Origin of the sequence: Fodinibius salipaludis (assembly GCF_002287075.1) — a bacterium.
Taxonomy (GTDB): Bacteria; Bacteroidota; Rhodothermia; order Balneolales; family Balneolaceae; genus Fodinibius; species Fodinibius salipaludis.
On the sequence record NZ_NSKE01000011.1, the window covers coordinates 75,674 to 101,915 of the forward strand.

At 42.0% G+C, this 26,242-nt stretch carries 17 protein-coding genes; 12 read left to right on the forward strand and 5 right to left on the reverse strand.

Features of this window, described 5'->3' with window-relative positions:
* Positions 1-21: 21 nt before the first annotated feature.
* Complete coding sequence (locus CK503_RS13945) at positions 22-2,028, reverse strand: ABC-F family ATP-binding cassette domain-containing protein (protein WP_255233436.1); 2,007 nt, start codon at positions 2,026-2,028, stop codon at positions 22-24.
* Positions 2,029-2,133: 105 nt separating this feature from the next.
* Here CK503_RS13945 and CK503_RS13950 point away from each other — a divergent pair, with 105 nt between their 5' ends.
* From CK503_RS13950 to CK503_RS13985, 8 genes are all read left to right on the forward strand, one after another.
* Complete coding sequence (locus CK503_RS13950) at positions 2,134-3,216, forward strand: hemolysin family protein (protein WP_095607443.1); 1,083 nt, start codon at positions 2,134-2,136, stop codon at positions 3,214-3,216.
* A gap of 411 nt (positions 3,217-3,627) precedes the next feature.
* Entirely contained in the window at positions 3,628-4,188 is a 561-nt protein-coding gene (locus tag CK503_RS13955; protein WP_095607444.1) for an RNA polymerase sigma-70 factor, read from the forward strand.
* Between the two features lie 163 nt (positions 4,189-4,351).
* On the forward strand, positions 4,352-5,416 hold the full coding sequence (locus CK503_RS13960) for a FecR family protein (protein ID WP_095607445.1): 1,065 nt from the start codon (positions 4,352-4,354) through the stop codon (positions 5,414-5,416).
* A gap of 111 nt (positions 5,417-5,527) precedes the next feature.
* The gene (locus tag CK503_RS13965; RefSeq protein ID WP_255233437.1) at positions 5,528-9,085 is read left to right on the forward strand and encodes a SusC/RagA family TonB-linked outer membrane protein; all 3,558 of its coding nucleotides are present in this window, start codon (positions 5,528-5,530) and stop codon (positions 9,083-9,085) included.
* 10 nt (positions 9,086-9,095) lie between these two features.
* Positions 9,096-10,475 (forward strand): SusD/RagB family nutrient-binding outer membrane lipoprotein, encoded by a 1,380-nt coding sequence (locus tag CK503_RS13970; RefSeq protein ID WP_095607446.1) that lies wholly within the window; start codon positions 9,096-9,098, stop codon positions 10,473-10,475.
* Positions 10,476-10,605: 130 nt separating this feature from the next.
* A complete protein-coding gene (locus tag CK503_RS13975) occupies positions 10,606-11,790 on the forward strand; it encodes a C40 family peptidase (protein ID WP_095607447.1) in 1,185 nt (394 codons plus the stop codon).
* Positions 11,790-12,803, forward strand: coding sequence for an NAD(P)H-dependent amine dehydrogenase family protein (locus tag CK503_RS13980; RefSeq protein ID WP_095607448.1), 1,014 nt, complete (start codon positions 11,790-11,792; stop codon positions 12,801-12,803). Before CK503_RS13975 ends, CK503_RS13980 begins: the two co-directional genes overlap by 1 nt.
* Before the next feature lie 17 nt (positions 12,804-12,820).
* Positions 12,821-14,200, forward strand: coding sequence for a D-alanyl-D-alanine carboxypeptidase (locus CK503_RS13985; RefSeq protein WP_095607449.1), 1,380 nt, complete (start codon positions 12,821-12,823; stop codon positions 14,198-14,200).
* 14 nt (positions 14,201-14,214) lie between these two features.
* Here the strand turns inward: CK503_RS13985 and CK503_RS13990 are convergent, their stop codons facing one another.
* The 3 genes from CK503_RS13990 to CK503_RS14000 all read right to left on the reverse strand — a co-directional run bounded on the left by CK503_RS13990 (position 14,215) and on the right by CK503_RS14000 (position 18,689).
* Entirely contained in the window at positions 14,215-15,561 is a 1,347-nt protein-coding gene (locus CK503_RS13990; RefSeq protein WP_095607450.1) for an aspartate kinase, read from the reverse strand.
* An 81-nt stretch (positions 15,562-15,642) separates the two neighbouring features.
* Positions 15,643-16,701: a S1 family peptidase gene (locus CK503_RS13995; RefSeq protein ID WP_095607451.1), complete on the reverse strand. Its 1,059-nt coding sequence runs from the start codon at positions 16,699-16,701 to the stop codon at positions 15,643-15,645.
* A 128-nt stretch (positions 16,702-16,829) separates the two neighbouring features.
* Positions 16,830-18,689, reverse strand: a complete 1,860-nt coding sequence (locus tag CK503_RS14000; protein ID WP_095607452.1) for a cation:proton antiporter — start codon at positions 18,687-18,689, stop codon at positions 16,830-16,832.
* 262 nt (positions 18,690-18,951) lie between these two features.
* On the opposite strand from CK503_RS14000, the gene CK503_RS14005 reads away from it, so the two are divergent.
* From CK503_RS14005 to nhaA, 4 genes are all read left to right on the forward strand, one after another.
* Positions 18,952-19,203, forward strand: coding sequence for a hypothetical protein (locus CK503_RS14005; protein ID WP_095607453.1), 252 nt, complete (start codon positions 18,952-18,954; stop codon positions 19,201-19,203).
* 74 nt (positions 19,204-19,277) lie between these two features.
* Positions 19,278-21,404 (forward strand): amino acid permease, encoded by a 2,127-nt coding sequence (locus CK503_RS14010; RefSeq protein ID WP_255233438.1) that lies wholly within the window; start codon positions 19,278-19,280, stop codon positions 21,402-21,404.
* Positions 21,405-21,558: 154 nt separating this feature from the next.
* Entirely contained in the window at positions 21,559-23,688 is a 2,130-nt protein-coding gene (locus CK503_RS14015) for an amino acid permease (protein WP_095607454.1), read from the forward strand.
* Between the two features lie 75 nt (positions 23,689-23,763).
* Positions 23,764-25,122 (forward strand): Na+/H+ antiporter NhaA, encoded by a 1,359-nt coding sequence (gene nhaA / locus CK503_RS14020; RefSeq protein WP_255233439.1) that lies wholly within the window; start codon positions 23,764-23,766, stop codon positions 25,120-25,122.
* A 107-nt stretch (positions 25,123-25,229) separates the two neighbouring features.
* On the opposite strand, the gene CK503_RS14025 is transcribed toward nhaA, so the two are convergent.
* On the reverse strand, positions 25,230-26,237 hold the full coding sequence (locus CK503_RS14025; protein ID WP_095607456.1) for a hypothetical protein: 1,008 nt from the start codon (positions 26,235-26,237) through the stop codon (positions 25,230-25,232).
* Positions 26,238-26,242 lie beyond the last annotated feature (5 nt).

Sequence of the window (26,242 nt, forward strand, 5' to 3'; positions counted from 1 at the left end):
CTCAATACTCATAACTCACTACTATTCACTAAACTCCTCTTCGATTTCACTCATCTGCGTTGCCAGCTCTTCCCACTTGGCGTAGATTTCAACAAGTTTTCCTTTAAGCTTTTTGTATTCCATGGAGATCTCCTTGACCTGCTCTTCATCATCATAGAAATCCGGCTCAGCCATGAGGTCTTCAATCTCATCTTTCCGCTCTTCGAGGTCTTCAATCTCTTTTTCCAGCGGATCCATTTTCTTTTTCAGCGGCTTGAGTTTATCATGCTTTCTTTGCCTTCGTTGCGCCGCCAGTCTACGTTCTTCTTTGCGGGATAATCCGTTATTGGATGCGTTTGAACTGCTATCTTTTTGATTTTTAGCCTTATCAGACTCTTCTCGTTCTTCCACCTTATCCAGATAGTACGATACGTTGCCGTGAAAGGTGTTGGTCTTATCGGGACGCACTTCCAGAACTTTATCCACGATAGGATCCAGGAAGTCTCGGTCATGGCTCACAATCATATAGGTGCCTTCGTACTGGTCGAGTGCCTGCTGTAAAATTTTCTTGGATTGCATATCGAGGTGATTCGTCGGCTCGTCAAAGATCAGGAAGTTTGCCGGCTGAACCAGCATGCGCGCCAAGGCGAGGCGACTTTTCTCTCCGCCCGATAGTACCGATACCTTTTTGAATACATCATCGCCCTGAAACAGGAAACATCCCAAAATAGTACGTAGTCGTGTCTCATCGGTCTTGGGTGCAGCCTCCCGCATAATTTCAAACACTGTTTTGTCAAGATCCAGCTCATCGGCTTGGTGCTGGGCAAAATAAGAGGTCGTTACGTTGTGGCCGGGCTCTCGTTCACCGGCATCAAAGCCTTCAAGTCCGGCAAGCATGCGAATCATAGTAGATTTTCCCGCCCCGTTGGGACCTACGACCGCAATTTTATCCCCGCGATCGATAGAATAGGAGAGATCCTTAAAAACGACGTTATTATCATATTGTTTGCGAATATTTTTGAGCCTCATGACTACTGCGCCGCTGCGTTCGGGGGGAGGAAACTCAAAGAAAATTTCCTCCTCTCGTTCATCAAGTTCAATTTTATCCATCTTCTCCAGCTGTTTTATTCGACTCTGGACCTGCGCGGCTTTGCTGGCGTTATAGCGAAACTTGTCAATAAAATCCTGAATCTCTTTAATCTCCTGCTGCTGATTCTCATAAGCCTTGCGCAGATGTTCTTTTCGCTCGGCATGCTTTTCCTCGTAATAATCATAATTTCCGGCATAGTCATGAAGATCACCGTACTCCAGCGCCAGTGTGCGAGTTGTGATTTTATTCAGGAATGCTTTGTCGTGCGAGACAATGATAACTGCGCCCTCATAACCATTTAGAAACTGCTCTATCCAGCGGAGCGATTCAATATCCAGGTGGTTTGTGGGCTCATCAAGCAGCAGATACATAGGGCGTTGAAGCAACAGCTTACCGAGCGCAATACGCATCAGCCAACCACCGCTGAATTCAGTGGTGGAGCGATCAAAATCATCAGGTGTAAAACCGAGTCCCATTAGTATCTTCTCGATGTTCGATTCCAACGCATAGGCACCGGACTGTTCAATACGGTTTTGAAGCCTGCCCACTTCTTCCATTGCCGACTGATATTCAGCAGTTCCTTCATCGAGCGTGGCCAGCTCTTCTCGTGCTTTTTGCACCTTGTCTTCAAGCTCCTGAATATCTGCAAAAGCACTTTCCATTTCTTCCTGCACTGTCAAATCCGGATCGGGATCAACACCATCCTGTGGTAAATAACCGACGGTAGCGGCTTTTGACATGGTAATATTCCCAGCATTGGGTTCAACTTCGCTGGCAATGATTTTAAGCAGGGTTGATTTACCGGCCCCATTAGGACCTACGAGTCCCACACGTTCACCGGGATTAATAATAGTGCTAATTTCATCGAGCAGGGTTTCATCCCCAAAAGAGAGTGATATGTTTTCGAGTTGAAGCAAGGAGATAAGTTCTTTAAAATTGGCACTTAATATAATCAACACAGTGCTTAGGCTAAATGTTTATTTCAGATGAAATTCAATATTTTTTGAGTGGATAAGACGGCAATAAGGTTTTTTAATCAGGTGTAATACTACTATTTTTGATCTATGTATTTACTGATTTTTTACTTAGCGCTTGCTATTGGGGTATCGTTTCTGTGTTCTATCTTAGAGGCGGTATTACTGTCAGTGAGCCATTCCTATATCGCCATCATGGAGCGAAAGGGTACAAAGGTCGGAAAGTTGTTACGTCATTATAAAGAGGATGTCGATCGTCCGCTTTCCGCTATTCTGAGTTTAAATACTATCGCCCATACCGTGGGTGCTGCCGGGGTGGGAGCACAGGCGCAAATTGTGTTTGGAGATGCATATGTAGCTATCACATCAGCAGTACTTACTTTTCTAATTTTGGTGCTTTCTGAAATTATTCCCAAAACGATTGGGGCAACCTATTGGAGAAGCTTGGCACCATTTGCGGCAAAAACCTTACGCGTACTGTTGTTTCTGATGTATCCATTGGTGATCATGTCAAAAGCTATTACACGTTGGCTTGCAGAGGAAGAAAAAATACCGAGCTTTAGTCGCGAAGAGTTTGGTGCATTAGCAGATCGTGGAGTAGAAGAAGGTATCTTTGAAGAGGAGGAATCCCGCATCTTCAAAAATTTAATTCGCTTTAATTCATTGCGCGTTAAAGATATAATGACGCCAAGAACCGTTGTGGTAGGTTTTGACGAAACCCTGAAAGTGGATGATGTTCGAGATAATATCGAGCAGCTGCATTTTTCGCGCCTGCCGGTTTATGGTAATGGGCGCGATGAGGTTACGGGATACGTCCTCAAAAATGATCTACTGTTAATGTTAGCCCGTGGAGAAACCGATAAAGAGCTCAAGGAAGTGAAGCGTGATATCCTTATTGTCCCCGAGATGATGCCGCTACAGGATTTCTTTGAGCAGCTCATGAAAAAGCAGGAGCATATCGCGATCGTAGTTGATGAGTACGGTGGTTTCGCCGGTGTTGTTAGTATGGAAGATCTTGTAGAAACCTTGCTTGGCATGGAAATTATTGACGAGGTGGATACTATTGAGGATATGCAGAAGATGGCACGTAAAAAATGGATGGAGCGTGCCAAACGGCTTGGAATTGTTCCTGAAGATGCCAAAGAAGCTTCATCAATTGATTCTGTTTCATAAACTCTCCCCGTCTTACAATTAAAAGGTTTAGGCTACCTTTTGTAAAAAACGATTGTATTATGTTAATAGAAAAAGTCCCCATCTACTTTGAACACTGCTTACATTTTTTTACTGTATGCGGTTCGCCATTTGGTAAATTATTTTAGAGGTTAAAAAGAAGGATTTTTGACTATTAGTTTGTATCAAAAGAAAAAAGTATTGGGACATGTCGCTGTCAGGGGAAGGGGCAGTGATCTAACACTTATCGAGTGATCAGCAAAAAGAAGGCATTTATTAGTGTCTATTTTGATTTATTTTTTAATTATAGGCTATTAGCTTATTTATAATATTAGACCAATCTTTTTAAAACGATTAATTGGAAAGGATCTTAGGACAGAAATACTGATCATAATATCAGTTGTTCGCTAACGAATGAATACGGCAAAAGGACAAACGGATGAGCTTGGGGACGATCTTGTGGAAAAAATCCGCCAGGGAGACGAACATGCCTTTGAGAAGCTATTTTGTAAATACTATTATGATTTATGTTCTTTTGCTTATCAGTTTACAAGCTGTGAGGAACGGGCAAAAGATCTTGTGCAAGATGTGTTTGAAAAAATATGGAATCGCCGCAAAAAGTGGGAAGTTCACCGTTCTGTGAAAGCCTATCTTTTAAAAGCGGTGCGTAACTCCGCAATTAATAACATTAACAAAAGAGGACATCGCAGTGAGGTACGGGGGACCTTTTCCAGAGAGAGACTGAGAAATATAAAACCATCGATTTATCGAGGAGCTGATAAAAAGGATGAATTGGTTGATCAAATCTGGGAAGCTGTTGTTGCTATGCCTAAACGCCGGCGCAGGGTTTTTATCCTTTATCATCGACACGGTTTGAGTTATAATGAAATTTCTGAAGTGCTGGATATCAGTCGTAAGACTGTAGAAAATCACATGGGACTGGCACTTAAAGATATTCGCGCACAAATTGGGTAAGTCAGACCCTTTTCATTGATTGGGTGTTATCTAAAATTGAATCATAATCCCATCTCAAATCGTTCTAAGGCCTTTTTATCCAGCTTAAATTTTTTATTGGGGGGAGAGCACTTTACAGCTGTCTTATGGATGAAGAAAAGAATGATCATTAAAAGACGTTGTAATGCAGCTAAATGGAAAAGAGTATCAATTAATTGCCAGCTATTTGGCGGGCGAATGTACTGACCGAGAACAGAGAAAGGTTGAGCAATGGATTGATCAGAGTCAAGAGAATAAGAGACAATTTCAGGAATTGCGTCGTATTTGGCAGCTTTCCGGTGATGCTGTTTCACCCCAGGATATGGAGTGGGACGTTAATCAGGAATGGAATCGGCTGGACAGGCAAATAAATAAAGAGAAGGGGGCATCGGGTAGTAAGAATTCTGATCAAAAGCGTTATTGGTCTTTTCGAAGTTCCTCTATCCATTCTGGAACCCAGAAATTTATTCGAGTAGCTGCAGTTTTTTTAGTTGCGGGACTTATTGGATTACTATCATACCAAAGCTGGGATAAACCGGCGCAAAAAGATCAAGAACCGATCTTGCGACAAATTAGTACAGGTAATGGGCAGAGAGCAAACCTTACGCTGGCCGACGGTACTGAAGTTATGCTCAATGCCGATAGCGAACTTGAACTTCCCAAAGAATTTGCATCTGATGTACGTGAAGTCCATCTGGACGGGGAAGCTTATTTTAGCGTGTCGAAGAATGAAGAAAAACCATTTTTAGTGCACTCAAACCAATCAACGGTTCGGGTTTTGGGAACGTCTTTTTCTATACGGTCATACCCAGAGGACCAAAAGGTGCAAGTTGTCGTTGAAGAAGGACGGGTATCATTTGGACAGAAAAAAGAAGGTGAGGGCCAAAAAGCGATTTTAAATCGTAATGAATTGGGAACCTTTGACCTTTCAACAAGTACTTTGTCAACGCGAACGGTGGAAGATCTTGAATTATATATGAGCTGGAGAAATGGCTATTTGAAATTTGAAGAGTCACGATTGAATGATGTGGCTAAGGCCTTGGAACGACGATACGATATAAGAGTATTTTTTGAAGAACCCACTCTAAAAACTCTTTTGCTTACGGCATATTTAAAGAGCAGGTCGCTTCAAAATGTATTGGACGTTATTTCAACATCATTGGATATAGAATATGAGTTAAAGGATAATACAGTAACTTTTAGGAAATAATTAGTTGAGGTATGCTTATGACTTTTTTGTAACCGGTTTCACTAAAATAGAAAACGAAGTAATTCAAAAGCGATAGTTCTTAAATAAAAAATCAATCCAAACGGAGGTTCTATGAAAGAATCGTTATTGCATATTTTGTCAAAATCGGTGCTTTGCTGCTTGGCAGTATTGTTGATTTCCCCTGTCAGTCACGCATTGACTACCGATGCTCAGGGACAGTATCTTACGTCTGCTGCAAATGAGTCCATCAGTAAATCATTTTATTCGGTTAGTGAGTACTCTGATCGCATTCCGGAGCTGCAGGAAACTGTTTCAGTTAACGCCAAAGATGCCCCGATACGAGAAGTATTAGAAAACATTGTATTGAAAGCAGATCTTGGAATAGCTTATAATGCCGAACTGTTATCGTTGAATCAATCAATAACCGTTGATATGCAAAAGGTGACGGTAGCCGAGGTTTTGCAAAAAGTGCTTGAGAATACGCCATATGAGGCTGCAATTTCTAAAACACGAGAAATTGTCTTACGAGATCGACCGGAGCCGCAACGACTGTTAATACAGTTTCAGCAAGAAATTTCTGGTATTGTGACAGATGCGGAGACTGGTGATCCGTTGCCCGGTGTTAACGTTATGGTTCCCAACACAACGGTTGGAACATCAACTAATGAAAATGGTGAATATTCCATTACAGCCCCTGATAATGCAGATAGTTTGGCGTTTTCTTTTATTGGCTATCAACGGCAGGCTGTTCCCATAAATGGACGTAGTACTATTAATGTACAATTGCAATCTGAAGTACAATCACTTGGAGATGATGTAGTAGTAACGGCATTAGGAATTACACGTGATGAGCGTTCTATTGGATATTCCTCTCAGGAAGTGGGAGGGGATGATCTTACATATTCCCAAGATCAAAATGTGATTGGTTCCCTGTCAGGTAAAATTGCAGGAGTTCAAATTTCAGGTTCTTCCGGTGCAAGTATGGGCGGTACGCAGACGATTAAAATTCGTGGCGTCAATTCGTTAAGCGGTGAAGGCCAGCCATTAATTGTCGTTGATGGCACTCCGATTTCGAACCAAAACTTTGCTGGAAGTGGTGGGGCCGATTTTGGTAACTTGGCACAGGATGTCAATCCGAATGATATAGAATCAGTGAATGTGCTTAAAGGACCGGCTGCTTCTGCTTTGTATGGTATTCGCGGACAATATGGTGTTGTAATGATTACAACCAAGAGTGGTTCCGGAGAAAGAGACTTCTCTGTCGATTTTAATTCCAGCTTTGAAGTGCAACGAGCCGGGAACTTTATGGAATACCAGAATAAGTATGGTGCCGGTTATAAACTAGATTTTAATACCCTTAGTAATGGTGACCCCTACGTAGCAACAAACTGGGACGAAAGCTGGGGACCCCGAATGGATGGCACCATGGTTCGTGAATTTTTCAGCTTTTATCCGCAAGATCCACGTTATGGGGAGCTAACACCTTTTGAACCACAACCGGATAATGTGAAGAACTTTTTTGAAACTGGGTTCAAATCCAACCAGGGTATAACCATTTCTGGAAGTGGTGAAAATAGCAATTATCGGTTGAGTTTTAACGACTCCAGAACCGAGGGAGTATATCCCAACACTTGGCATAAAAGAAATAACCTTGGAGCCAGTGTTACAACGGACGTAAGTGAAGACTGGACATTTTCAACAAATCTCAACTATGCTCGAAATAGTGGACAACGTCCACCACAGGGATATGGTTATGGTTCTCAATACTTTAGGCAGTGGTTTCAGCGTAATGTGAGTATGGAGGAACTAAAGAACTATAAATATGATGATGGGACAATAAAGCATTGGAATATAGGTGTTCCTTCTGCCGGTGAAACCCCCAGTCCTGCTTATTGGGATAATCCATATTTCTTGGCTAACGAAAATGAAACGCGGGATGATCGTAATCGTGTATTTGGCGATTTCAGTGTAGAGTATAATGTAATTCCCGAGCTGACCTTAAATGCATCAGTGCGGGGAGACGTCTACGTACAGTCAATTGAATGGAAATCAGCCGTTGGCGGTACGGGAACATCCGGCTACACGGTCGGTAAATACGAAAACCGGGAAATGAATTATGATGTCTCAGCACAGTATAAGAACAATTGGGACAAGATTTCTGTAGATGCTACTCTTGGTGGAAATATATATGATCGAAATTACTCATACCTGCGCCAGTCAACAGTAGGCGGATTGTCGACACCGGGCTATTACAATATTGAGGCTTCTGTTGATCGTCCCGACAATACATCTTACAAACTTGAGAAGCAGATATACAGTGCTTACGGTCTGCTTTCTCTGGGATATGATGAAACGTATTTTGTAGATGTAAGTGTAAGAAATGATAAGTCATCTACACTACCCGAAAACAACAATTCATATTGGTATCCATCGGTTTCCGGTAGTTTCGTTTTTAGCGAACTTATTGACTGGGATCCCTTAACGTTTGGTAAACTGAGATTGAGTTATGCACAGGCAGGATCTGATTTGAGTCCCTATCAAACAACACCGGTATATAGTATTGGTACCGTTTATGATGGGACAAATACTCTATCAGTACCTAATAATTTAAATAATCCGAATATTGAACCCTCATTTTCTCATTCTTACGAAGGTGGTTTTGATTTAAGTTTCTTTGGGCGCTTGAAGCTTAACTTTACCTACTACGAACAACAGAGTAAGAACCAGATTATTCCGTTGGATATCTCAGGAACCAGTGGATATAATACAGCTACTATAAATGCCGGACTTATTGAAAACAAAGGTATTGAGATAGCACTTTCTGGGACTCCCATCGAGTCGAAAGATTTTATGTGGGATTCAAAATTCAATCTGGGTAGAAATCAAAATAAAGTTGTTGAGCTTCACCCCGATATTGATGTGTACACACACAATAGTAGCGTTTATTCGGGTACTGCAAGTTATTTGAATTCATATGAAGGAGAAGAGTATGGTGCTTTGGTAGGCCAAGCTTATCAGCGGGATGAAGAAACCGGTAAAATTTTATTGGATGATAATAACTTACCGATCTGGACAGATGCTACCCATAATTTTGGAAGTGTACTTCCTGAATTTACCGGTGGTTTCCAGAATACCTTCAATTATAAAAACTTTAGCCTTGCTACGATGATTAGCTTCCAGTCTGGCGGACAGTTCTTTAGTTGGTCGCGCATGCTGGCCCATAAAACAGGTTTAGCACCGGCTACGGCGGCTGTCAATGATCGCGGTAATAATGTTCGCGATCCTGTTGCAGACGGCGGTGGTGTTAAAGTAGAAGGTATTTCAGCTTCTACAGGGCAAGAAGTTTCTACGTACGTTAATGCGCGCGACTATTACAGAGGTGTCCTCGGAGATGATATTTACGAAGATTGGGTAACCGATGCTTCATATATCAAACTGAGCGAAGTTAAATTGGGATACACGTTTGGCAACGATCTGATGAATAGGTTGCCCATACGTTCGGCTGAAATTGCTGTTTATGCCAAAAACCCGGTTATGATATGGCAAGCAGCGCCCAAAGGGCTGGATCCTTCAGAGCTGTCAACGGGAAGTCAGGATATCACCTGGACAGAGACCGGACAGCTAAACACTGTTCGCACATTCGGCTTGAACTTAAGCTTAACCTTCTAAGAGTATAATTATGAAGAAACTAATTTTATCCATAACCGTAATTGCATTTCTGGTTAGCAGCTGCGAAATAGCAAGTTTTGATAACGATATTAATAAGAATCCTAACTTACCGAGTGAAGCTGCCCCATCGCAACTTATTGCTAATGCAATGTTATCGTTGCCAGGGTTGAGTTCTTCTCCACAAGGTGAATACAATGCGCAGTATTTATCAGAGATCATATATATTGATAATTCTCTTTATCCTGAAGGTACAACCAGTTTCTACTGGCTGTATCAAGGACCACTGATGAATCTTCAAACAGCGATTAAGAATACCAATGTTGCTAATGAAGCAGCTGTCGCTAAGATTCTTAAAGCCTATTACTTCTGGCATATGACGGATCGTTGGGGAGATATTCCTTATTCCGAAGCGTTAAATGGGACGGAAGATTTTACTCCGGCCTATGATACGCAAGAAGCAATTTATGATAGTCTCTTTACATTGCTAAAAGAAGCCGGGGATCAGCTCGAAGTAGGTCGTGGACTTTCAAATGACATTATGTATGGTGGTGATATCGAAAAGTGGAGAAAGTTCGGGAATACCGTTCGTATGCTGATGGCACTTCGCTTATCGGAAAGAGACGAAGCATGGGCCGAAGATGAGTTTACCAATGCTATGGATGACGGAGTTATGACATCAAATGATGATAATTTTGTCTTCCAGCATCTGGCTGATGAAAACAATGAAAACTATTGGTATAACCAGATCATACGCCAATCTCGGGTATGGTGGGCACTACCTGTGAGAATAATCGATATGATGGAACCCAATAATGATCCCCGATTAGCGGTTTATGGGGAACAGGCTGCAAATACCGGCGATTATACTGGCTTGCCATTCGGTACGCCAAACGATGTTGAGGCTGATGACTACTCTTTGTTGGGTACGCAAATTTATGAGCAGGATGCTCCTGTATATCTGGTTACGTATGCACAGGCCAAATTTGCGTTAGCAGAGGCCGCCCAGCGTGATTGGACAACGGATAATCCCGAAACACATTATAATGAAGCTATTGAAGCTTCCATTGTCCAATGGACAGGAAGCGATGCAGGTGTCCAAAGTTATCTCTCTGAACCTAATGTTGTTTACAACCCTGCCAATGGTATTGAGATGATTTCAGAACAGCGTTATCTGCACTTGTTCATGCATGGATACGAAGCGTGGGCAGAATATCGCCGAACCGGATATCCCGATAATATGGTAAACCCACAAGGTAGAGATGTTCCTTTAAGACAGGCTTACACCTCTGATGAGGAATTGAATAATACTGAAAATTATCAGGAAGCAGTTGATCGCCAATTTAATGGGGACAACTCAATTTATGGTCGACTTTGGTGGGATGTTGAATAATATTTAAAATTTCATATCCATTATTCGGTGATCATAAAGTTGTCCAAATGAATTAATAAAAGGCACAGGAACTATACGGTCTCCTGTGCCTTTTATTTACCATCAATAATTTTCTAAAAGATTTAATTCAATGAAATATCGATCTATCTCAATATCTCTGGTAATTTTTCTGCTTGTTTCGTTGATGGCTTGTGGGCCGTCCCAAAAGGAGGATATTAAACAGAAAATTGCGAATACTTCTCAACATTTTGCGTCCGACAGCAGAGTAGCTTTATTTGATGTGGAAGCGATATCAAATAATGGAGAATGGGTTCTAAAGGGAGAAACAAATCTTCCAGAAGCTAAAGCGGCATTGCTTGATTCACTTTCAGCAATAAATGTTACGACTGTTGATAGCATCAATGTGTTGCCAGAGGATGGACTTGATGGGAAGACCTTGGGAATTATTAACAATTCAGTAGCTAATCTGCGATCTCGTCCATCACATCCTGCACAGCTGGTTACCCAAGCTACGTTGGGTATGCCTGTAAAAGTGCTTAAAAAAGAGGGGGGCTGGTATATGATTCAGACCCCGGATGATTATCTGTCGTGGGTTGATTATGGCGGTATTCACCAGATGAACCAAGAGGAATACGAGGAATGGAAAGCGGCTGATAAAATGATTTATATTGAAACCAATGGGTACGCTTACGAAGAACCCAATCGTGAAGCGACCAAAGTTTCGGATTTGGTAAGCGGAAGCATTCTAAAAGTGAATGGCACCTCGGGCAATTATTACGAAGTGAGCTATCCCGATGGACGAACTGGTTATGTGAGTAGAATGGAGGCTCGCTCTTTTGACGACTGGAAAGTATCCGTCGAAGCGTCCGAAAACAAACTGGTAGAAGAGGCAAAATCATTGAAAGGTGCGCCTTATCTGTGGGGAGGAACATCTTCAAAAGGGATGGATTGCAGTGGTTTTACCAAGACGATCTATTTTATGAACGGGTGGGTTATTCCCCGAGATGCATCTCAGCAAGTGCATGCCGGAGAATTAGTTGATTCTACCGGTAATTTTGAGAATCTGCGTCCTGGTGATCTGCTCTTCTTTGGAAGCGAAGCTACCGAAGAACGTGATCGGCGCGTTGTGCATGTGGGCATGTGGATTGGCAATGATGAATTTATCCATTCTGCTGGTAGAGTTAAAGTGAGCAGCATTGATCCCGAAGCTGAAAACTACGACGAATATAATCTCAATCGCTATCTCGAATCACGTCGATATCTGCAGCATAAAGAAGGCAATATCATTGATGTAGAAAATATGTACGAGATATAATGATTAACGCAGTACAACTGGGATTAGGTCCCATTGGTCAACGGCTTACGCGCTATCTTTCCGAGCGAGATGGAATACAAATTGTAGGGGCAGTTGATCCTGATCTCCAGAAGGTGGGAAAAGATCTGGGTGAACATGCCGGTGATGATGAGTCGGGCATTATTATTTCTCCGGATCTCAATTCCTGCTCTGCCATTGGGCAGGTTGATGTTGCTGTAATATCTACGGTATCACCCCTGGAAAAGATGGAAGCTCAAATTCAGGAGGTGGCCGATTGTGGATTAGATATCGTATCAACCTGCGAGGAGCTTTCGCATCCCTGGCAAACGCAGCCGGAATGTGCCCACCGAATCGATAATTATTGTAAAGAAAAGGATATTTCCTGTGTCGGTACCGGCGTCAATCCTGGTTTTTTAATGGATTATCTGCCGTCAGTGCTAACGTCGGTTTGTCGAGAGGTAAAGCATATCAAGGTGGAGCGTATTCAGGATGCACGGCCGCGACGCAAGCCGTTTAGAGATAAAATTGGTGTGGGGCTTACGGGTAGTGAATTTGAGGAAAACAGGGATTCGATTCGTCATGTAGGATTGCCGGAATCCGTTTACATGATTGCTGAAGCTATGAACTGGGAGTTAACGAATGTAGATGAAAGGCTGCAACCCATTCAGGCTGAAAGTTCTATTCAGACGGAAAGTGGAATGGTGCAGCCGGGAAATATTGCAGGAGTTAGACAGGTTGCGTTGGGATTACAGAATGACAAAGAAGTGATTAGGCTGGTCTTTGAAGCAGCCGTTGGAATAGAGAAATCACATGACAGCATTTATATAACCGGGACTCCCACTTTTACTTCAACAGTTGATGGTGGGATTAATGGAGACATCGCAACCTCGGCAATTATTGTGAATGCGATACGATCGATAAGCAGAGCTACGCCGGGACTTAAGACTATGCTTAATATAACAGCTCCCGCTTATTTTAGTAGAGTTGATGAAGGAAATTTGGCAAAATATTAAACTTTAGTTGAAATAAGATGGAAAGAAAATTATTGGTTTCGGTTCTTTTAATTGTTTCGTTGGCAATCGGATGTCAATCTACGGAGCAGCTTACCGAAGGTCAGTCTAAAACAGAGATAGAACAAAAGAGCGCCACTCCGCTGGCAACAATGATTGATACCTCTGAGGTATTCTCGGCCAACCTGACTGGGTTTGCGCTGTACGATCCTGAGACAAATGAAATGATTCACAGCCAGAATGCAGACCGCTATTTTACGCCGGCCTCGAATACCAAGCTGTTTACTTTTTATACCGGATTGAAACTCTTGCCGGATTCCCTTAAGGCCCTCGAATACGAAGTGCGCGGTGACTCGCTTATTTTCTGGGGGACGGGTGACCCTTCGTTTTTGCATCCCGACTTTGGTAATGACAAGGTCTACAAGTTTCTAAAAAGTCGTGATGAGGATCTCTATTTTTCGGATACCAATTTTGATGACGAGCTACTGGGGCCGGGATGGTCGTGGAGCGACTACCAGTATTATTATCAGCCGGAGAAAGTGCCGTTTCCCATCTTTGGCAATATTGCACGGTTCACTATTCAGGAAATTGAGCTTCGAAAAATTGCCGAGACCGACAGCGGCTTAGCTGTTTCTCCGAAATATTTTCAGTCGTATGTAGATGAAACCGGAGATCGGGAGGAGTTTCTACACCGCGGTATGGCTAACAATACGTTTTTATATAACCAGGAAGCCGATACCAGCACGTATACCATTCATAAACCGTTCCATTACCGTCCTGAAATGGTTACGGATATGTTATCAGATACGCTCGGAAAAACGGTTGAGTATGTGGATGTTGAGCGTTCGGAATCTCCGGAAAAGATTTACAGCATAAAATCGGATACGGCTTACAAGCGTATGCTGCAACCGAGTGATAACTTTATTGCTGAGCAGCTGTTGCTGGTGACGGCTTCGGAGCTGGGGAAACCGCTGAACTCCCGAAGCGTGATTGAAAAAATGAAAGAAGAGTATCTGGATATGTTGCCACAAGAGCCGCAATGGGTGGATGGTTCGGGTTTGTCGCGATATAACATGTTTACCCCCGAATCGATGATTCGTCTGCTGGAAGCTATTGATGATGAATTTGAGGATGAGGAGGAACTGTTTCACCTATTGCCGGCAGGAGGGGAACGTGGAACTATCAGCAGTTGGTATGGACCGCGTGATGATGGAGAAGAGCCCTATGTTTTTGCAAAGACCGGCACGTTGAGCAATAACCATTCGCTGAGTGGTTATCTGTTGACCAAAAGTGGTAAAAAGCTCTACTTCAGCTTTATGAATAACCACTATGTGACGTCCTCGTCGGTTGTTAAAGAGGAGATGGAGAAAATACTCTGGTATATTCGCAATAATTTCTAAGGGGAAAGCTATTTTTACGAAAACAGTTTCTTGTGAATTTGTTTTACCGAGGGAAGTGTATCTTTTGTATCCACCACGATATTGAGATTACCCTTGGATTTACTGTACGAAATCATAGTTAGGGGGACATCGTCAATCTGACTGAGAATATTTATAATAAGTTGACGAGGGCTATTTTTGCAACCTACCAGGCTTATAATACCTTGATCTGGTCGCAGTTCTACCGTACCATGGGTATTTAGTTGTGTGACAACCTGATCAATTTGATCACTATTTTCTATTGCAATAGAAACAGATGCTTCGGTGGTAGTAACCACATCAACCGGAAGCTGGTGCCAGCGCAGTACATCAAATACATCTGCTAAAAATTCGTACCCCATAACAGTTTGAGAAGAGGTGACCGTAATAATCGTGCAGTGTTCTTTGTATGTGATAGCTTTGACAGGTTGATCATTTGCAGACTCGCTCGATATACGTGTCCCCGGTGCTTCCGGATCAAAAATATTTTTCACGTGAATGGGAATATCCTGTTTAGAAGCGGGTTTTGTTGTGGATGGATGCAAGACCTTGGCACCGAAATAAGCCAGCTCAGTAGCCTCTTGGAAGCTGAGCTGTGGGATGGGGTTAGCATCCACAATAAAGTCTGGGTCACAGGTATAAACACCGCTGACGTCTGTCCATATTTCAATGGCATTGGCATTTAAGGCAGCACCTATGAGACTGGCTGAGTAATCTGATCCCTCAAAACCAAGGGTGGTGATGTTTTCGTTGGCATCCATTCCATAATAGCCCCCCATAACCGGAATACTATCTTCAGATATTTTTTGTTGTAGCGAGTTTATCTTGTTGGCAATAAACTCAAAGTTAGGGGTAGCTTTGCCAAAGTTAGAATCGGTGCGTATTATTTTAGTGGCGTCCAACCAAGTAGTAAATAACCCTGCTGCGTATCCACATTCTGCGAAAAGATAAGAAGAAAGCCGTTCGCCAATCGAAGCTATAACATCTTTAAGAGGTTCTGCAAGTTCTTGCTTATTATGGATGGTGGAAAGGTGTTCTTTCAATTCCTCAGTATGCATTTTAATCCAGTTATGGCAAGCTTCAAGAGTTTGGGAGGAATTATCAAAATCAGCTAAGAAGTTTTCGACGATATTATTGTGGCGGGCTGCAATATCATCGGCAATTTTGTTTGCTTTTGGGAGATCATCAATGGCTTTATGGGCTGCCTTTATTAATGTCCGAGTAGTACGAGCCGTGGCTGAGACAACTATATATGGAGATTCATAGCGTTTAATAATATTGATTACTTGTTTCCAGGTTTGGGCATCACCCATAGAGGTGCCGCCGAATTTAAGAATATGCATCAAACCGCTGTTTTAAGTTGAGAAAATCTGTTGGAGCGTAAAAAAATAGGGATGAATAGATTATACAAACAAAAATTTGTACTACTGCAGTATCGGTAGATTCTTGAATCCCTTGCTCTCAAGAAGAGATTGCTGTTCTTTTAAAAACTCCCTGACTTGATTAATAGGGATTGCTTGCGTAATACCATAATTGATACGGGATTTTTGTGTTACAAATACAGAATCAGAGTAGGGGCGCGTAATATTCGAATAAGTATCTGCATTGGGTCGGGGGACCAGGATGTTTTCGCGACTTGCGGTTGATGAGCTTGCCATACCTACCCATTCGAAAGATTTAAAATTGTCATTACTGGCTAAAATCAATCCGCCGCTGATACCGGGATTAAAAATGGCATCCGTAACGAAAAATCGGTCGTTCCAACTATCTGAAGGACTGGCCAATCCACGAGTAACCATTGGGTAGCTTTTGGGGAATCCCAGAACATATATCAGCGACCCCAATTGAAGAAAATCACTGTTACCCGCGTCTATCGTAAGGGGATAAAGGTCCAAATTGCCAGTTTGCTCGAATTCAACATTCAGAAGGGCCAAGTCTGCTCGTGGCTTGGTAGCTAAAACTTCGAATGGTTGCAGCTCAGACGAAGTGTAAACGAGGCTCGTTTGGTTATTCTTAATACTGATAGATTCTACATAAGTCTCGTCGGGAATATCCGGTCCTTCGTAATATGTGATCATTGTATCCGGAAAAAAGACGGTGTGATGACAGGTTGCCAGCAGAGAATTTTGGTTGTTACGTCCCAGAATAATAGCCGTTCCACTGGTACTCTCTTCTACTGAGGTTTGGGAAGTGGCAATATCTTTTGGAGGGTTAGTTTTGATATCGGCCAGCGTTATGGCTTTGTCGTTAAAGCTATAGTTGTTATAGAATCCGGTGGATACAATACGAACAACCGACTGCTGGGCATTTTTTAGCTGAGAGCTGATATTTTTTTGGGGGAATGCAGAGGTGTAGTACTTGGAATATTCAGTTTGTGACTGTTGACCAGAAGAACCAGTAGATGCTGATTGCTGTGAGCTGCTGCAGAATGTGAGAGTTAATGCAATAGCAACCAGGGTTAATATTGGCAACTGATTCTTCATGGTATAGTTATTTGAATTATGAAGTTATTGCAATATCTGCTTTACTGTATTGTACTATTTAATTTTATAAAAACCTTTCCACATTTTTTAAACGGGTCAGATAATCCGATTAGTATATTCAGAGCCGTTTATTTTGACTGATTGGCGTTTGAAGTCTCTAAAGAATTACTCTCCTGTTTAATTTGTTGGCGGATTTCATCATTCAGATGGATGTAAAATGCTTGATCACCATTGGAAGGGGAAGGCGGATTATTAACAGTATAGGGATGAATTTCGTTACTTGAAGTAATTAGGAAAAGGGGGATATATTCTTCTCCAATTTGTTCCTCAAATTTAGCTGCAGGATTATCCTTATTAAAGGAAGTTGACTGGATTTCGGTGTGTTTTGAAAAGAACCGTGATAAATTTTCAAAATTCAAGCGTTCGTGAAACAGAATTCTTCCGCTTAGATGACTGGTAACATCTTTATTTTCCACTTGGCCCTGCGTGTTAGGAGCAAGCTGAAAAACGTGTGAGCGACCGAATATCTCACCAAATCGAAGAGCAGCCAGAGAGTTTGTTTCATCATTGGGTGTTAATGAAAGCATTCGACCAACACCATCAAGGTTCAACTCTTCCAAAGCAAATTCTGACAGGATATTACCATGGTATGTTTTAAGTCCCTTCTGGCGGGCGCGACTTATATTTTTCCAATTCGAATCAGCAACTAAAACTTTAAAGCCTTCTTCTTTGACCGCTTTTGCAATTTTTAAAGCCCAGTTGTGTGCTCCAAGAATTAAGAGCCCATTTGGTACAGGTTTGGCAACGCCTAATTTGCGGGCAACCCATGCGGCCGGCAGACCATAAATTGTAACGGTACCAATAATTACCAGAAACACAATGGGCACCAGTTGGTCGGCATGTTCAAAACCATTTTGTATTAAATTTATCGCAAAAATTGAGGAGATAGATGCTGCTACGACTCCACGCGGTGCCATCCAGCAGAGGAAAAGTTTTTCGCGCCAGGTAATTTCAGAAAAGTACGTAGAAATATATACTCCAACGGGACGAGCGATTAGGATGAGAATGGCAAGAAATGCGGCAAGGCTCCAGCTTAAATTTTGGGTTAAGCTACTCAACTCTACCCGTGCTGCCAGAAGAATAAACAAAGCAGACAAGAGGAGTACGCGTAGATTTTCTTTGAACTCTGTGATGTGGTGAATGCGGGCTGCTTTTTGATTCGCCAATGCAATCCCCATCAAGGTGGTAGCCCAGAGTCCCGATTCATGTTGAAGCATATTTGAAATAGTAAATACAGTAACTACTACCATCAGGTTTACCGGGTTTTGCAGGTAATCGGGAAGTAGGTGACGCTTGAGGAGGAAATATATCAGCGCGGCACCGCCCAGGCCTACCAGTGTCCCAAAAAATATAGTTTTCATGATGCTCATTACAGCAACGCTGGTAGCAGCCGATAAGCTGGCACTTAAAATCACCTCAAATACGAGAACAGCAAGCATGGCTCCAATGGGGTCAATAATAATACCTTCCCATTTTAGGATAGACCCTACTTGTCCTGAGGGGCGAACCTGACGAAGCAAGGGGATAATAACGGTTGGGCCAGTGACTACAAGAATAGCTCCGAGTAGAATGGAAAGTTCCCAGTCAAACACAAACAGGTAGTAAGCTGATACGGAGGTGATTCCCCAAGTTAAAACGACTCCTATGCTTACCAGATTTCCAACGGTGCTGCCAATATCTTTGAGTTCTGAAAAACGAAGGCTTAGGCCTCCTTCGAAAAGGATAATAGCAACAGAAACAGAAATAAAGGGAGCCAGTAGATCACCCATTAAATGATCCGGATCAAGAAGTCCAAAGACCGGCCCTGCAAGAACTCCGCTGATAAGCAAAAGTAAAATAGCAGGTAGTTTAAAACGCCAGGCAACCCATTGTGCGCCAATACCAAATACTAAAATACTTGTTATGCCAATTAGGAGATGTTCGCCCATAAACTGGAGAGAATAATGTTTTAATTACTATAAATGATGAAAATCTATAAATGAGGTGTTAGAAACAACATTATTCCGGACTTTCTTAGTGAAGATTATTAGAAGATAGATTCTTTGTTTAAAATAAGTTGGTATTAAAATTGTCAAATATTACTATGTGATTAAAAATATTTTAAAAACTATGCTAATAATTTTAGGAATAAAACAATCCTTGTATTTTAACTGCTTTCAATAAATAAACTGTTAAACAACGATTGATGAGATGAACAGCCAAATAAAAAATAAACTTATTAGAGAATTTTCTTGGTTGTTGGGAATTATTATCGTGTCAGCTGCATTAGAATATACTATTATTGAAGTTTTTGACCTGCATCCAATATTAAGCGTTAAAGTTCAGGGACTTATTGGTCTTGTTGTAATCGCCTATATCATTCGCATGATTGCTCGAATGGGTAAACAGGGAGTCATTGCTTTTGAGGACGATGAACAGAAAAAGTCCGACAAACGGGAATAACATTTCTCAATAAATTATTTTTCAACAAGCTGTTTTTCAATTCTAAATAGCTTTAAAACCACATTTATTTTACTTTGGCAGAACTAAAAGAATCTAAAAAACTTAACAAAACACTTGGGGCATTTGATGTATTTGCAATAGCAACGGGAGCTATGTTTAGCTCCGGCTTGTTTTTGCTGCCGGGTTTGGCTGCAAGTGTTACGGGACCATCAGTTTTCCTGGCTTATTTGGTGTCGGGTATATTGGTGCTGCCCACCATGTTGAGCAAGGCCGAACTTGGAACCGCTTTTCCCCGTGCGGGTGGTACTTACTATATTATTGATCGTACTCTGGGACCGTTGATGGGTAGTATCGGGGGATTCGGCTCGTGGTTATCCCTGGTATTCAAGAGTGCCTTTGCACTTATCGGTATGGGAGCGTACATCTCCATATTTTTTGAAGTGCCTATAACACCGGTGGCTATTACCCTAACAATTGCTTTTGGCGCACTTAATGTTTTTGGCGCTAAAGAAACGAGTCAGCTACAGAATATCCTTGTTATTACCCTGCTCTCGGTTATGGCTTTTTACTTGGTGCAAGGGTTTTCACATCTTTTTTCTTTAAGCATGTTGGATATCCATCGAGAGAAATTCACTCCCTTTTTTAAGGATGGGATGCAAGGCTTTTTTGCTACCGTAGGGATGGTTTTTGTCTCTTATGCCGGCCTGACCAAGGTTGTAAGCGTGGCAGAAGAGGTTGAGGATCCGGATAAAAATATACCGAGGGGTATGTTTTTATCGATATTAACCGCCATCGTGGTGTATGTTGCAGGCGTATTTTTGATGACATCTGTATTGGAGCCTGCCGCCTTTTATAAAGATTTGACTCCTGTGGCTACAGCAGGTAATGTGTTTTTGGATTGGTTGCCAGGAGACACAGGCCTCATTTTAGTAGTTATAGCTGCGATTGCTGCATTTGCCTCTACCGGTAATGCCGGTATTATGTCAGCCTCTCGATTTCCATTGGCTATGGCCCGTGATAAGCTGGTTCACTCTAACTTCTCGAAGTTAGGTAAGTTTGATACTCCGGTTTATTCCATCGTTGCAACCACCGGAATGATGGTATTTTTGCTGTTGGTCTTTAATGTGAAAGAAGTAGCCAAGCTGGCCAGTGCTTTTAAGTTATTGCTCTTCGGACTCCTCAATTTAGCTGTTATTGTGATGCGTGAAAGCCAGATTGAGGAATATGATCCGGGATATACTTCTCCATTCTATCCCTGGGTGCAAATGGTCGGGATGCTAACTTCAGGACTACTTATTTTTGAAATGGGGATTCTTTCCATCTTATTTACCGTTGGAATAATGATTTTATCAGTAGCCTGGTATTACTATTACGCCTATAGTAAGATTGATCGTCAGGGAGCTATATTTCATGTGCATGAGCGATTGGGCCAATATAAAGATCGTGGGCTTGAGCACGAGATGCGTCATATCCTACAGGAAAAAGGCTTGCGCGACGAAGACCCATACGAGCTGGTTGTCAGCAAGGCTACAATCTTGGATGTAACTGATAACCAGACATCCTACGAAGACATTGTAGAAAAGGCCTGTTCCACTCTGGCAACAAAAGTGAGTATGGATAGGGAAGAGCTGATAAAGGCATTTCACAAAGAGAATGATTTTGGAGCTCTTTCGATCGGACAGGGAGCGGCGCTTAATCATACAAGAATACCTGCTGAGGCAGAGCCGGAGCTCTTTATCGTGCGAATAAAAGACGGATTAGTTACACGTGATACCTGCTTTGAGGATAAGGGTAAAGAACAGGAAAAACATGAATTTTATGCCCTGTTCTTTTTAGTCAGCTCAGAAAAAGATGCTACTCAACACCTGCGATTTTTGGCTCACATGGCTGAAGTGATTGATCAGGAAAATTTCTTTAATCGATGGGTTTCGGCAAAAGATGAAGCGGAGCTTCGTGAAGTATTGTTACGGAACGAGCGGTTTATCAATATTTATATTCGCTCTGATGATAAAACGGCTAAGCTGATTGGAAAGAAAATATATGAGGTTGATCTTCCGGGAGAAAGTCTTGTAGCTATTTTGAAAAGAGGGGATAGTGTTAATATTCCCCATGGCAATACAGAAATCCGGGAGGGAGATAAATTGTCGATTATTGGACAGATAGAGGATATTGAGGAGATAAAAGAACTCAAAGGTAAGTAGCCGACATCGATATCTGGAGCGGATAACAATAGAAGAAGACTCAGTGATCTTTGTTGGTATTCTGTCAACATGATAGATAAGAAGTTTTTTAAGAAAATGACTTATTTTCTTAAACTCTGAACTAAAATTTTATAACCGTTTTAACTTAAAAAGCATGGCTCACGAAAAACTGGAAAAGCAACTTGGATTGTGGGATGTATATGCAATTGCGACGGGAGCAATGTTTAGTTCCGGGTTTTTCCTGTTGCCGGGTATTGCTGCAGCAATAACAGGTCCATCGGTATTTATCGCATATTTTGTTTCAGGGCTTTTGGTATTACCGACGATGTTTAGCGTGGCAGAGCTGGCCACAGCCATGCCCAAAGCCGGAGGGACCTATTATATCATTGATCGCAGCCTTGGTCCCGTGATGGGAACAGTTGGAGGTTATGGTTCTTGGCTGGCTTTGGTGCTAAAAAGTGCTTTTGCATTGATTGGGATGGGTGCTTATATCTCAATATTTGTTGAGCTTCCAATTGTACCGGTCGCTGTGGTCTTGACGATTGCTTTTGGGGTTCTAAATATTGTAGGAGCTAAAGAGACAACGGCCCTACAGAAAGTACTGGTTGCCGCCCTGATAAGTATTATGACTTTTTATATTGCTCAGGGATTGTTCTCCGTTTTTTCGGCCGACTTTTTTGAGGTAACTCGTAATCAGTTTACGCCTCTCTTTATTGATGGTGCTACCGGATTTTGGGCCACGGTAGGGATGGTTTTCGTATCCTACGCCGGTCTCACAAAAGTTGCCAGTGTGGCTGAGGAGGTTAGAAATCCCGATAGAAATATTCCGTGGGGTATGTTCCTCTCTATCATGTCGGCCATTTTTGTTTATGTTGCCGGTGTATTTATTATGGTTTCGGTGTTGGATCCTGCTGAATTTCGCGAAGATCTAACTCCAGTTGCTACGGCCGGAGAAGCTTTTATGAGCTGGCTGCCGGGAGAGACCGGTATTATATTAGTGGTAATAGCTGCTGTAGCCGCCTTTGCTTCCACTGGTAATGCGGGTATTATGTCAGCTTCTCGCTATCCGTTGGCAATGGCACGAGATAAGCTCATTGATAACCGATTTTCAAAAATTGGGTCGATGGGTACGCCGGTCATTGCAATTATTGCCACGGTATTTTTGATGATTTTCTTCCTGGTTGCTTTTAATGTTGCACAGGTAGCAAAATTGGCCAGTGCGTTTCAGTTATTGCTGTTTGGCTTATTGAATCTGGCAGTAATTGTAATGCGCGAAAGTAAAATTGAGGAGTACGATCCCGGTTTTAATTCTCCTTTCTACCCTTGGATCCAAATTGCCGGGATGATCCTTTCGGCTATTCTTATTCTGGAAATGGGCTTGCTGTCAATCCTCTTTACTTTGGTAGTGAGTATTTTCAGTATTGGTTGGTTTTACTACTATGCGTATGGCAAGATTGATCGTGAAGGAGCTATCTTTCATGTAACGGCTCGTCTTGGTAAACGCAAAGATCAGGGATTGGAGCGAGAAATGCGTGGCATACTTCGAGAAAAAGGACTTCGCGAGGAAGATCCTTATGAGCATGTAGTGGCTAGTGCTGCGGTTATTGATGAGCCAAATAAAAACCTGAGTTATAAAACGATTATAAAACAGGCTTCAGATATTTTTGCCGAACGCCTTGATATGGATCGGGAGTTTCTTGTAGATAATTTTTGTAAGGCTCAGGATATGGGGACGATACCGCTTGGTAATAGTGCGGTTATCAATCATATTCGAGTGGACGAAGATTGCCAGCCTCAAATGGTGTTGGTGCGTATTCCGGAAAGTATTAAGGTATCCACCGAAGGATTTGATGTTCTTGATGAAGACCAGACGGGAGATGTGGAAAATCTGCGTGCAATGATTTTCTTGGTTAGTTCTTCAGAACATTCGAGCCAGCATCTGCGGCTGATTGCCCATCTTGCAGAAATGATTGATGCCAAGCACTTTATTGAACGATGGAAAAGTGCGGAAAATGAGTCAGAACTGCGGGAAATTCTGCTCAGAGATGAACGCTTTATCAATATTACCATCAGGGAAAACAATAGAACCAAAGAGCTTATTGGTAAAAAAATTATGGAGCTTGACCTGCCTGGAGAAAGTCTCATTACCATTCTTAAACGGAATGGTAATATCAAGATTCCACATGGTTATACGGTTTTAGAGGATGGAGATGAAATATCTATTATCGGAGAAGTAGAAGATATCGAAAAGGTTAAAGAATGGCGTAAAACAGACGATAAATAGTGAAATCCATATTATCTAAGATTACACAAAATGTTATATTCAACACATAATTTTAAAAGTTAAAAAAATAGGAAAGTGACAGATAACAGTAACGGTTTAGCACAGAAAATAAAGAGTTTTTTTCAAAGAGACTCTGCGGCAGGTATGATGCTTTTGTATGCTACAATACTTGCTTTAATCGTAGCAAATAGTCCGCTTTACGAATGGTATCATCATCTGTTAGAACTCCATATCTCTATAGGAGTTGGCGATTTGATGATAGATGAATCGGTTCATCATTGGATTAATGATGGATTGATGGCCATATTTTTTCTACTCGTTGGGTTAGAAATTAAACGAGAACTGAAATATGGAGAACTTTCAACCTTTCAGTCAGCTTTATTACCGGCTGTAGCAGCCGTTGGCGGAGCTGCATTACCAGCGTTAATATTCTGGGGCTTTAATGCAGGTACCGGCTATATGGATGGCTGGGCTATTCCAATGGCTACCGATATTGCTTTTGTTATTGGTATTGTAGCACTGCTTGGTTCTCGTGTTCCGGTTTGGGCCAAGGTTTTTGTAACAGCTATTGCGGTTGTTGATGATTTGATTGCCGTTTTGGTAATTGCTTTTTTCTATACTGAATCTATCAGCATGGTGGCACTGGGTGTTGCCGGTATCAGTTTCCTCTTTTTAATGCTCCTTAATTACCGTGGGGTTCACAAAATTTCTCCCTATATGATTATTGGATTTATCATGTGGTGGGCCGTTCTTAAATCTGGTGTGCACGCAACAATTGCGGGAGTGATGCTTGGTTTTGTAATGCCGGCAAGTCGCGGATGGAGCCTGGAGCGTTTGAAAGAATACGCACAGGAAGGTTTTGATCTGTTTAAGCAGGCTGAGGACGATGACATGCCTGTTACGAAAGAGCAGGCACTGCATCACATGGAGGAAACAGTAGAACATGCCGAATCGCCCCTGCATCGCTTAGAGCATAAGCTCCACTTTTCGGTTTATTTCCTCATTATGCCGATATTTGCTTTTGCTAACGCTGGGGTTGTTTTTGATCCCGAGGTGATGGGACATGCGTTTGTTTCGACCTTGACATGGGGAATTGCTATCGGATTATTTGTTGGTAAGCAGATAGGTATCTTAGGATTTACCTGGATACTCACCAAGTTGGGTTTTACTGATTTAGCCGATAACAAGGAAACATGGAAGGTGGTTTACGGTGTTGCCCTGCTTGCGGGTATCGGATTTACGATGTCTCTGTTTATTGCAAACCTCTCATTCGAGGCCGGATCGGAAGTGCTTGAATTTGGGAAGGTAGGAATTTTGGTTGGTTCTCTTGCCAGTGGCCTATTGGGTTATTACTTCTTGAGTCGACGTCCGGATTACGGAGCGGATACGCAACAACCCTATGATGTGCCCGAGGGAAGTGAGGCAACCTCTTAACTTTCACACAACTTAGCTTAATAAAAAAAGGCGACCTTCGGGTCGCCTTTTTTTATTAGATATTTATTGAAATTTGTGGAAAGAAGTATGGGAAGCTTATCGGAATTCTATTCAGTAACCCTGGGATTATCAATAGAGCCTTGTAGTTGAATGGTAATTCCCGCTTCGGATTTCGGTAGGGTGATAGATAATAGTTGTTCAATATTGTTTAACACGTTGCCAAATTTTTCCGAGAAGTCAGAGAGTGAAATTTGCATATCTCGAAATTCGGAATCTTCCAAGGGCTGTTTAAGAATGATATTTCCTTGGCTGGTAAGTAAAGCTAATTCCGATTTAACAGTGGAATTAATTGCCAATGTATCATCAGCTTGAGAGACGGGTTTAGTCCGTAATTCTGCAGACTGGAAGGGGATGGCATCAGTTGGATAGCCAAAGCCTTTAATAAAGAAACTATACTTGTTCTGTAATGATTCGGAGGGTGTCCAAAGCAGTGAATCCAGGCGAATATGATGAGAACCCTCTTTCCAAAAGTTTGTTTGTGCTTTTGAAATGCTGCCGGAATAGCTCAACTCTTGAGCTTTAATGGTTGAAAGTAATGTTTGGGGAACCGAGAAAGTAATATTACTACTCCGGATTTTGAGAGACTGATCTGTACTAAAAGGAGTTCCGTTGACAGCACTTTGAATACCATCAAGGGCATTGCCTTGATACGTAATCGTAAGCGAATCAGACTTTACTTCCTGCAGTTCTGCTTTGTTTGTATATGAAGGGGATATCGCATTGATAATGGTTTTATCCAAGTGATTTAATCCGTATTCGACCCCGCCAAAATATATATTCAAAAAGTCGAGGTAGTTTAGGTCCAGCTTAAGCTGCCGGGCGCGTTCGATATGATTTCCCAAAATTATATTCAGGTCATTTATCGTAATATCTGCGGAAAAGGGGGCTACATCTATTTCGGAATATTGAACAGATATTGTATTTCTTTGGCTCGTCTGTTCTTGGATGGCCTCATCTATCTGCTGCTCGGCATGTGAAGCTGCTAAAAAGTGATAGCCGATAATAGCTATAACAAGGACCAACCCCCCTATGAAATAATATTTTATGTTTTTCATAGGAA